The organism is Bradyrhizobium sp. (assembly GCF_030646015.1).
Classification (GTDB): Bacteria; Pseudomonadota; Alphaproteobacteria; order Rhizobiales; family Xanthobacteraceae; genus Bradyrhizobium.
Window position 1 is genome coordinate 1 of record NZ_JAUSLT010000185.1, and the last position, 9,175, is coordinate 9,175.

Annotated in this window: 10 protein-coding genes; 2 read left to right on the plus strand and 8 right to left on the minus strand. The window is 65.3% G+C overall.

Features of this window, described 5'->3' with window-relative positions; genetic code table 11:
• From Q7T45_RS26730 to Q7T45_RS26755, 6 genes are all read right to left on the minus strand, one after another.
• A partial coding sequence (locus tag Q7T45_RS26730; RefSeq protein WP_304874984.1) for a Rieske 2Fe-2S domain-containing protein occupies nt 1–476 on the minus strand: 476 nt, incomplete at its 3' end.
• Between the two features lie 122 nt (nt 477–598).
• On the minus strand, nt 599–2,191 hold the full coding sequence (purH, locus tag Q7T45_RS26735; RefSeq protein ID WP_304874985.1) for a bifunctional phosphoribosylaminoimidazolecarboxamide formyltransferase/IMP cyclohydrolase: 1,593 nt from the start codon (nt 2,189–2,191) through the stop codon (nt 599–601).
• 147 nt (nt 2,192–2,338) lie between these two features.
• Nucleotides 2,339–2,653, minus strand: coding sequence for a HigA family addiction module antitoxin (locus Q7T45_RS26740; protein WP_304874986.1), 315 nt, complete (start codon nt 2,651–2,653; stop codon nt 2,339–2,341).
• Nucleotides 2,654–2,665: 12 nt separating this feature from the next.
• Nucleotides 2,666–2,944, minus strand: coding sequence for a type II toxin-antitoxin system RelE/ParE family toxin (locus tag Q7T45_RS26745; protein ID WP_304874988.1), 279 nt, complete (start codon nt 2,942–2,944; stop codon nt 2,666–2,668).
• A 56-nt stretch (nt 2,945–3,000) separates the two neighbouring features.
• Nucleotides 3,001–4,716 carry a heparinase II/III family protein gene (locus Q7T45_RS26750; protein WP_304874995.1) on the minus strand — a complete coding sequence of 572 codons (1,716 nt, stop codon included), beginning with the start codon at nt 4,714–4,716 and terminating at the stop codon, nt 3,001–3,003.
• Nucleotides 4,717–4,869: 153 nt separating this feature from the next.
• Nucleotides 4,870–6,234 carry an RsmB/NOP family class I SAM-dependent RNA methyltransferase gene (locus Q7T45_RS26755; protein ID WP_304874989.1) on the minus strand — a complete coding sequence of 455 codons (1,365 nt, stop codon included), beginning with the start codon at nt 6,232–6,234 and terminating at the stop codon, nt 4,870–4,872.
• Nucleotides 6,235–6,414: 180 nt separating this feature from the next.
• Between Q7T45_RS26755 and Q7T45_RS26760 the strand changes: the two genes are divergently transcribed.
• Nucleotides 6,415–6,645 carry a DUF1674 domain-containing protein gene (locus Q7T45_RS26760; RefSeq protein ID WP_304874991.1) on the plus strand — a complete coding sequence of 77 codons (231 nt, stop codon included), beginning with the start codon at nt 6,415–6,417 and terminating at the stop codon, nt 6,643–6,645.
• A 68-nt stretch (nt 6,646–6,713) separates the two neighbouring features.
• Entirely contained in the window at nt 6,714–7,310 is a 597-nt protein-coding gene (locus Q7T45_RS26765; protein WP_304874992.1) for a thermonuclease family protein, read from the plus strand.
• Between the two features lie 70 nt (nt 7,311–7,380).
• Here Q7T45_RS26765 and Q7T45_RS26770 read toward each other — a convergent pair whose 3' ends face one another.
• Together Q7T45_RS26770 and Q7T45_RS26775 are read right to left on the minus strand one after the other, a co-directional pair.
• A complete protein-coding gene (locus Q7T45_RS26770; RefSeq protein ID WP_304741562.1) occupies nt 7,381–7,893 on the minus strand; it encodes a L,D-transpeptidase in 513 nt (170 codons plus the stop codon).
• 419 nt (nt 7,894–8,312) lie between these two features.
• Nucleotides 8,313–9,175 (minus strand): AMP-binding protein (locus tag Q7T45_RS26775; protein ID WP_304874993.1); only part of this gene is annotated, 863 nt, incomplete at its 5' end.

The following is a 9,175-nucleotide window of genomic DNA, read 5'->3' on the forward strand; positions in this document are numbered from 1 at the left end:
GTCAGGTCCATCAGATTGTCGACCACCAGCCGGTAATCGCATTTGACGTGAATGGTCTTGCCGTCGCCGGCCCAGTCCGGATCGTCGTTCCAGTGCATGTCCGGCACCAGCGCAGGGTCGGCCAGCGCCGGGTCGCCCATCCAGAGCCAGACGAAGCGGTGACGCTCGACCACCGGGTAGGCGCGCACGCAGGCCGACGGGTTGATGGTTTCCTGCGACGGCATGAAGGTGCAGCGCCCGGACGCATTGAATTTCAAGCCGTGATAGCCGCACACCACGCTGTCGCCCTCGAGGCGGCCCTTCGACAGCGGCACCAGACGATGCCAGCAGGCGTCTTCCAGCGCGCTCACCTGTCCGTCGGCCTGCCGGTACATCACGACCTGCTTGCCGCAGATGGTGCGCGGAAACAGCGCGCGCTTGATGTCGGCATCCCAGGCGGCGGCGTACCAGGCATTTTGAGGGAAGGATGGGGCCATGATGGTTGCTCGGCGTTGATGGATGCCGATTGTATACATTACTGGCGAAGAAATGGCAAGTATGCCGAAAATAGAGGTATTATAATCCGTTCTTGTATCCAAGAATAGGGTCTGGCGGTCGCCTAGTGCCGGAAATGCCGGACGCCGGTGAACACCATGGCGATCCCGGCGTCGTCGGCGGCCTTGATCACCTCATCGTCGCGGATCGATCCGCCGGGCTGGATCACGGCGGTGGCGCCGGCCTCGATCGCGACCAGCAGCCCGTCGGCGAACGGAAAGAACGCATCCGACGCCACCACCGAGCCCCGGGTCATCGGCGCCGCCAGTTTCAATTCGTCGGCGGCATCCTGCGCCTTGCGCGCGGCGATCCGCGCGGAATCCACCCGGCTCATCTGGCCGGCGCCGATGCCGACGGTGGCGAGATCTTTCGCATAGACGATGGTGTTGGACTTGACGTGCTTGGCGACACGGAACGCGAATCTCAGATCGCGCATCTCGGCGTCGGTCGGCGCGCGCCGGGTTGCGACCTTCAGCGTCATGCCGTCGACCACGGCGTTGTCGCGGCTCTGCACCAGCAAGCCGCCGGCAACGGTTTTGGCGGTCAGGCCGACCGTGCGCGGATCGGGCAGAGCGCCCGCCAGCAACAGCCGCAGGTTCTTCTTGGTCGCGACGATGGCGATGGCTTCGTCCGTGGCGTCAGGTGCGATGATCACCTCGGTGAAAATCTCGGTGATGGCGCGCGCGGCATCGGCATCGAGCGTGCGGTTCAGCGCGACGATGCCGCCGAACGCCGATGTCGAATCGCAGGCCAGTGCCTTGCGGTATGCGCTGACCAGGTCGGCGCCTTCGGCGACGCCGCAGGGATTGGCATGTTTGACGATGACGACGGCTGCGGTGCGCGCGGCGTCGAACTCGCCGAGGCATTCATAGGCGGCATCGGTGTCGTTGATGTTGTTGTAGGACAATTCCTTGCCCTGCAGCTGCCGCGCGGTGGCGACGCCGGGACGCTTGTCGGGCGTGCGATAAAACGCGGCGGTCTGGTGCGGATTCTCGCCGTAACGCAGCGCCTGGATCAGCCGTCCGCCGAAAGCGCGGAAATCCGGCGCGTCGGTCTTGAGTTCGTTCGCGAACCAGTTCGAAATCGCCGCGTCATAGGCGGCGGTGCGGGCATAGGCTTTCGCGGCGAGACGGCGGCGCAAGGTCAACGTGGTCGCGCCACCGTTGGCGGCGAGTCCGTCGAGCACGGCTTGATAATCCTGCGCTTCCACCACCACGGCGACGTCGTCGTGATTCTTGGCCGCGGCCCGAATCATCGCGGGGCCGCCGATGTCGATGTTCTCGATGCACTCCTCGTAGCCGGCGCCTTTGTCGACGGTGGCCTCGAACGGATAGAGATTGACCACCAGAAGGTCGATCGGCGCGATGCCGTGCGCCTTCATCGCGCCGGCATGTTCGGCGTTGTCGCGGATCGCCAGCAACCCGCCATGCACCTTCGGGTGCAACGTCTTGACCCGGCCGTCCATCATTTCCGGAAAGCCGGTCAGCTCCGAAACGTCCCTCACCGTCAGGCCGGCAGCCGCAATCGCCTTCGCGGTGCCGCCGGTCGAGACCAGTTCGATGCCGTGAGCGGCCAGCGCGCGGGCGAATTCGATCAGGCCGGTCTTGTCGGAAACGGACAATAGAGCGCGGGTTACGCGGCGCGGATGGTCGGTCATGGGGGAATATCCTGGCTGGTAAGCCAGCCGGGTAGCATGGTTTTTCGGCCGGCGAAACCAGCCAAAACCCGGTGTGGAAAATTGCTCTTGCGCCAGAAGAGCAGGGCGGCGGCGAGGGCTACAGCGGCAATTCCGGCTCCCGGAGCCTCAAGCCGCCTTTGCCTTGATGGTCGGGATATGACGGACGTCCTCAGTCCGCTCCGCATGCCAGGTATCGTACGCGGCCTGCATCCGGGTCCAAATTCCCGCGCCGTCACCAAAAAGCTTGCCTAGCCGAACCGCCGTGGCCGGGGACACCGGCTTTCGTTCCTGCAGGATGTCGTACAGATGCTGCCGGGAAATCCCGAGCAATCCGGCGATTTCCGCCTTGGTCCGCCCGGTGGCCGGGATGATGTCATCCCGAAGCAGCGCGCCGGGATGAGTCGGGCAACGGATTTTGCCGCGCTTTGCCGCATAGACCATGTTTCATCCTCTCTAGTGGTATTGCTCGAAATCGACGTGGCAGGCCTCGCCATCCTCGAATTCGAAGGTGATGCACCATGGTCCGTTGACGTGGACCGAATAGCGCTTCGGATCGAAACCGTGCAAAGAATGAAAGTTGAAGCCCGGAACATCCATTTCCTCGGGCCGATTGGCGACGTCGAGACGATCCAGTCGCGCGAAAATGCGCTTATGCATCTTCGCGTCGATCTTCGGACTCTTGCCCTTGGTCCAAAGCTCCGAAAGGGCTTTGCTCTTGAAGGTTCGGATCACGAGCCAATGTAAGCAATCAGCTTACATTCGTCAAGAGACCGCACCGAAGCCCGGCTCTACAGCGGCAATTCCGGCTCGCGGCGCGCATTGCGTCGCGCCGTCGTCGCGGACGCCGACGTGGTCGATCTGACAAAACTCCAGCGGATCGAGGCGGCGTGGCGGGATTCCTGCCGCATCACGATCTGGGCGGTGCGGCGGGGGCCGTCGTTGCCGGCCAGGAACACGCTGTCCTCGAGTTCGACCTTGTCGTCGAGCGCCTCGAAGGTCCAGACGTCGCGGTTCGGCAGCACCAGCATGACGCCGCGGGCGTCGGAAAGCCGGCTTGCCTTGACGGCGGGATGCAGATGAAAGCGCAGCGCGTAATCGGTCTCGTTGCCCTTGATCCGGCCGCCCGGCGCCGGCGAAAGGGTATCCTCGCCGTCGAGCCTTGTGCCGTCCGCCGCCACCATCAGGACCCGGCGATGCACCACGCCGAACCGGGCCAGATATCCGTCATGCGAGGTGGTCAGCAGCACGCCATTGGCGACCATCTCGCGATAGCTTTCGACAGTGGTCGGACCGCTCACCACAGGCGAGCCGCGCAGCAGCCGCTTCATCGCCGACAGCTCGACGAACTGGCAGGACGAGGTGTCGTGATAGCACAGGGTGGAATGCGCCGGGGTACCGCGCGCGAAGGCGCGCCAGTTGTCGCGGCCGGTCGAGGGCATCCCGCAATTGATCACGATGCGGCTGAGGCCCGACGACAGTTCGAACGACAGGCAGCCGGCATGGGCGTCGTGACTGACGCTCGGCGGCGGGGGCGGGCCGGTGTCCATGATGATCGTCATGGCGCCGGCATCGAGGCGCTGGAAACCGGTATGCGGCATGTGCGCCATCGGCGCGCCGTGGGTATCGTCATAGGCCAGCAGCGTCGCCAGCAGGTCGGATGGCGCGCTGCTCATGCCGTTGAACAGCGCAAAGCTGCCGTCGCCGTGGCGGAAGAAGCGCAGCATCGGCATCATGCGATCGATCGCGTTCAGCAGCGCCGGCGGCGGCGCGATGTTGCGGGCCGCAAAAGTCTGCCGCAGCGGCAACAGGTCGATCAGGAGCTCGATCAGCGCGCCGGGATTGCGCGAAAAGTGCCCGCCGTCGGGAAGGATCTGGCGCTGCAACTCGTCGGACAGTTTTTTCGTAGCGGTGCGGATGTGCCGGGCCTGGTTTTGGAGGCAGAGCGAGGCGTAGCACAGCGCGATCAGCACCTGCAGCCGCGGCACGCCGTCGGGAATGTCGAGCATGGTGTAGCGCAGATAGCGGATTTCGCGGGTCAGCCCGCGCAGATAGCGCCGGTAGAACTTGCCGTCGGTATCGCCGAGCACCAGCGGCGCCTGCGACAGCAGCGAGATGACACGGCGCGCCAGCACGTCGGCGCGGCGGCCTACGGGGCGCTTGTGCGCCGGATTGGAAATCCAGTCGTCGACCAGCGAGCGCGCATTGGCGCGGGTCAGCGCGGTGTCGGCGGCGCGCAGATGGCGCAGCCAGCCGAAGCCGAGCAGCGCCACTTCCCAGTCTTCCGACGGCGGCTCGAGGTCGAAGATCGAGCGGCCGTGACAGGTCACGATCTTGCCGGCAAACACGAAGCGGCCGGCATAGATCTCGGCGGCGCGGGTGGCGTCAGCGGTGCGCAGATCGTGCGGGGCGATGATCAGCCGGTCGGTGCGGCCCGGCCACAGCCGCGACACCGCGACCGAGCCGCCGCTGACGCGCGAGATCATGTTCCGCGCGAAGCGGCCCATGATCAGCGTCGAGATACGTCTGCGTTGAGCGACCGTCACGCCTTGCCTTGATTGGGAGAATTAGATGCGAATCCTTTTAATCCGGAAACGCTGCCAAGACACCATCTTGAAACCGGGCGAATCAGCGCAAGAACACGAAAATGCAGTGCAAAATCAGGATTTAACCAGCCGGGCGGCGTAAAAACCGTCGAGACCGCCCAGGCGGGGGTCCTCGTGCGGCAAATGGCAGGGCAGAGTACGTAAATCGCCGTCCGAATTAAGGATTTCGCTGAGGCCGGCGACCTCGCTGGCGTCGATCGGGGCGCGGCGCATGGCGGGCTCGGCGGCCAAAAGCGCCGAAATGGCCTGCTCGCCTTCTTCCGGCTCCAGCGAGCAGGTGCAATAGACCAGCGTTCCGCCCGGCTTCAGCAGCGCGGTCGCCCGTTGCAGCAATCGCTTCTGCAGCGCCATCAGCGCGCCGATATCGGCTTCCGTCCGCAACCAGGCGACGTCGGGGTGGCGGCGGATAGTTCCGGTCGAGGCGCAGGGCGCGTCGAGCAGGATGCCGTCGAAACCTTCGCCCGGATTCCCACCGATGTCGCCGCCTTGCCATTCGGCGGCGTCGGTCACGACGGTCGTGGCTTGCATCCCCAGCCGGGTGAGGTTGTCGTTCAGCCGCGCCATGCGGCCGGGCGAACGGTCGACCGCGGTGACTTCGGCGCCGGCATGGATCAGTTGCGCGGTCTTGCCGCCGGGTGCGGCGCAGAGATCGGCGATGCGCTTGCCGGCGATGTCGCCGAACAGCCGCGCCGGCAAGGCGGCGGCGGCGTCCTGCACCCACCACTGGCCATCGGTGAAGCCCGGCAGCATTTTCACCGAGCCCTGCAGCAGCGTGCGCACGCTTCCCGTCGGCAGCGTTTCGCCGTGCAGACGCGTCGCCCACTGCTCCGCATCGGACTTCACGGTGATATCGAGCGACGGCTCGTGGCTGAGTGCCACCGCGATCTCCCGCGCGGTGGTCTCGCCATAAAATGCGATCCAGCGCGCCAGCAGCCATGGCGGAACATCCAGCGTCTGCGACTTGACCTCGTCGATCAGCGACGGTCCCTCGCGGGCGCAGCGGCGCAGCACCGCATTGACGAGGCCGGCATATTTCGCGGCACGCCGGTCCGACTGCACCAGCCGCACCGAAAGATCCACCGCGGCGTGATCGGGCACGTCCATCCAGAGAATTTGGGCAGCCCCGATCAGCAGCGCGCTCTGCGCGCGCGGCGCGTCGGTCGGAATGCCGCGATCGAGCAGCCGCGACAGCACATGGCCGAGCGTGCCGAGCCGCCGCAGAATGGTCGCCACCAGCCGCCGCATCAAAGCGCGGTCGCGGTCGGGCAGCGTCTTCAGCCCGGGATGGGCCCCGGCGCCGTCGAGCTGGTCATCGAGGGTCCGCTGCTTGTGCAGCACGCCATCGAGAATATCCGCCGCGATCCGCCGCGCCGCGAGGCCGGGCACTTCGGATGGCAGGGCGAATCTTTGAGGAGGCATGGAGCGGAAACATCTCGGGAGATAAGGAAAGGGATGACGGTTCAACGCGATTTCGGCGCTGATGTCGAAAGGACAGCACCTCTGACATGCGAATATGCCAAATATAAGAATCGCCTTTATGATTTCACAGTTCGGGTGTGAGCTTTATTCTCGAAGTCTGGATTGAGCAGGGATTGGGCAATGGCTGGAAACGCTGACACGACCGACAAGCCACCACTGCCCGAACCAGCTGCCGGGGAACGTAAGCCACTGCCGGCGGCGGCCCAGCGTGCGTTGGCCGAGGCCGAAGCGCGCCGGCAAGCTGCCGCGGCCAACGCCAGGGTCGCACCCAGGGAATTGCAGGGCCCGAAAGGCCCGGAACCGACGCGCTATGGCGACTGGGAGAACAAGGGCATCGCCTCGGATTTTTGATCCAGCCGATCTTCTTTGAACTCGGATGCGCTTGCCGGTTCGGCGCGACTCACTCCAGTTTTGGGAATATGTACCCATTTGATAGAATAAATACTTATCGGGACAAGGCCCGCGATCCGGGCACGCTCTGGCGCCGCCGGTTCTCGGCTGCGTTGCCCTGGATATTCATTCTAGGCGTGGCGGCGGCGACGATGCTGCCGCTGCGGCAATGGGTGCATTGGCCGGCCTCGACCACAGCGACGCTGTCGCCGCACGAAATCCAGGCGGCGCGCGACGCCGAGACGATCTGGAAGAGCGCCGGAAATTCCGGCGTCCGGCATCCGGTCGACGTTCTCAGGACCATCGATGGCGACACCTTCGAGGCGCGGGTGCATTTGTCGCCCGGGCTCGAGCCGACGACGCGGGTTCGCCTGCGCGGCGTCGATGCGCCGGAGCTGAAGGCGGCCTGTGCACAGGAAATGCAAATGGCCGAAGCCGCCGGCTCAGCGTTGCGCGGCTTGCTCGGCGAAGGCGGGGTCACGATCTACAATATCGGCCCCGACAAGTATAACGGACGCGTCGTCGCCGATGTCGCGACGCGGCGGACCGACAATGTTTCGGCGGCGCTGCTCGCCGCGGGTCACGCGCGCGGGTATGTCCGAGGCCGCCGCGGCGCCTGGTGCTGATGCCGATCTTGCAAACAAGAAAGCCGCGCTGCTGCGCGGCCCTTGCGTATACCTGATTGCCGAAGTGGGATCAGCGCGTCACGACCACCGTCGTGCCGACGGAGACGCGCTGGTAGAGATCGGTGATATCGGCGTTCAGCATGCGAATGCAGCCGTAGGAGACGAAGCCGCCGACCGAACCCGGCGCGTTGGTGCCGTGGATCGCATATTCGCCGCCCGCCAGCGTCATCGCGGCAACGCCCATCGGGTTGCGTGGCGAACCGCCGGGGATCACGTTCGGCATCGAAGGTCTGTCGCGCTTCACTTCCGCCGGCGGCGACCAGGCGGGATTGGTGTACTTGCCGTCGATCCTGGTGGTGCCGGCCCATTGCTTGCCGGCACGGCCGACGCCGACGGGATAGCGGACCGCGCGGCCCTGCTCGACGACGAGATAGAGCCGGCGCTCATTGGTCTTCACCACGATCGTTCCCGGCGAATAATCGCCGCGGAAACCGACGATGTCCGGGCGCGCCTCGGCCGCGGTCGACAGCAGGGCCCCCGCCCCGATGGTGGCTGCCAGCGCCACCGCAATCCTCAACGACATCAATCTCTCCACTTTGACTCGGGACGCCCCTGAGGCCGTCAAAATTTCCGAAAGGCCTGCAAAACCCCGGTTGCCACGCATTCTTGACCGCGCGGCTTAACCAACCGGTTTCGAGGCCGGGCTCTGGGCCCGTTCAATGAGGATCAACAAAGGAAATGTTGGGAACAAAGTAAATGACTTGAAAACAACACTCGGCAGGAAACTGCCGGGACTGGAAGGTTGGCCACCGGAGGATTGGGCGAGTTTTTCTTACCCTCCCCTGGAGGGGGAGGGTCGACGCGACTGAAAGGAGCGGCGGGGTGGGGTGACAGTTTCTCGTTTCGAGCGGTGGTGGAGTTGAGAGATCACCCCACCCCGGCTCGCATCTTGCGACGCGAGCCGACCCTCCCCCTCCAGGGGAGGGTATGAAGTGCGGCGCCTTAAACCCCCGCTTCCTTCTTGTTCTGGCGTTGCGCGACGAGGTCTTCGACCACGGCGGGATCCGCCAGGGTCGAGGTATCGCCGAGACTTGACGGCTCATCCTCGGCGATCTTGCGCAGGATGCGGCGCATGATCTTGCCGGAGCGGGTTTTCGGCAGGCCGGGCGCGAACTGGATCAGGTCGGGCGAGGCGATCGGGCCGATGTCCTTGCGCACCCACGCCACCAGCTCCTTGCGCAGCGCTTCCGATGGTTCGGTGCCGGTCATCAGCGTCACATAGGCATAGATGCCCTGGCCCTTGATGTCGTGGGGATAGCCGACGACAGCGGCTTCCGAGACCAGCGCGTGCGCCACCAGCGAGCTCTCGACTTCGGCGGTGCCCATGCGGTGGCCGGAGACGTTGATGACGTCATCGACGCGGCCGGTGATCCAGTAATAGCCGTCGGCGTCGCGGCGGCAGCCATCGCCGGTGAAGTACTTGCCCTTGTAGGTCGAGAAATAGGTCTGCTCGAAGCGGGCGTGGTCGCCATAGACCGTGCGCATCTGGCCCGGCCAGGATCGCGCAATGCACAGATTGCCGCTGCATTCGCCTTCCAGCACCTTGCCGTCGGCATCGACGATCTCGGGCACCACGCCGAAGAACGGCTGCGTCGCCGAGCCGGGCTTGAGCCTGGTGGCGCCGGGCAGCGGCGTGATCAGGATGCCGCCGGTCTCGGTCTGCCACCAGGTATCGACGATCGGGCAGCGCTCGTCGCCGACCACGCGGTGATACCACTCCCAGGCTTCCGGATTGATCGGCTCGCCGACCGAGCCGAGCAACCGGAGCGATTGGCGCGAGGTCTTCTTGACCGGCTCGTCACCGG

Bases quoted from the DNA above. Each gene is read 5' to 3' on its own strand.
- Q7T45_RS26740 (WP_304874986.1), bottom strand. From the start codon at position 2,653: ATGGTCTATGCGGCAAAGCGCGGCAAAATCCGTTGCCCGACTCATCCC.
- Q7T45_RS26750 (WP_304874995.1), bottom strand. From the start codon at position 4,716: ATGGGCCGCTTCGCGCGGAACATGATCTCGCGCGTCAGCGGCGGCTCG.
- Q7T45_RS26760 (WP_304874991.1), top strand. From the start codon at position 6,415: ATGGCTGGAAACGCTGACACGACCGACAAGCCACCACTGCCCGAACCA.
- Q7T45_RS26765 (WP_304874992.1), top strand. From the start codon at position 6,714: ATGTACCCATTTGATAGAATAAATACTTATCGGGACAAGGCCCGCGAT.
- Q7T45_RS26755 (WP_304874989.1), bottom strand. From the start codon at position 6,234: ATGCCTCCTCAAAGATTCGCCCTGCCATCCGAAGTGCCCGGCCTCGCG.
- Q7T45_RS26770 (WP_304741562.1), bottom strand. From the start codon at position 7,893: ATGTCGTTGAGGATTGCGGTGGCGCTGGCAGCCACCATCGGGGCGGGG.
- purH (WP_304874985.1), bottom strand. From the start codon at position 2,191: ATGACCGACCATCCGCGCCGCGTAACCCGCGCTCTATTGTCCGTTTCC.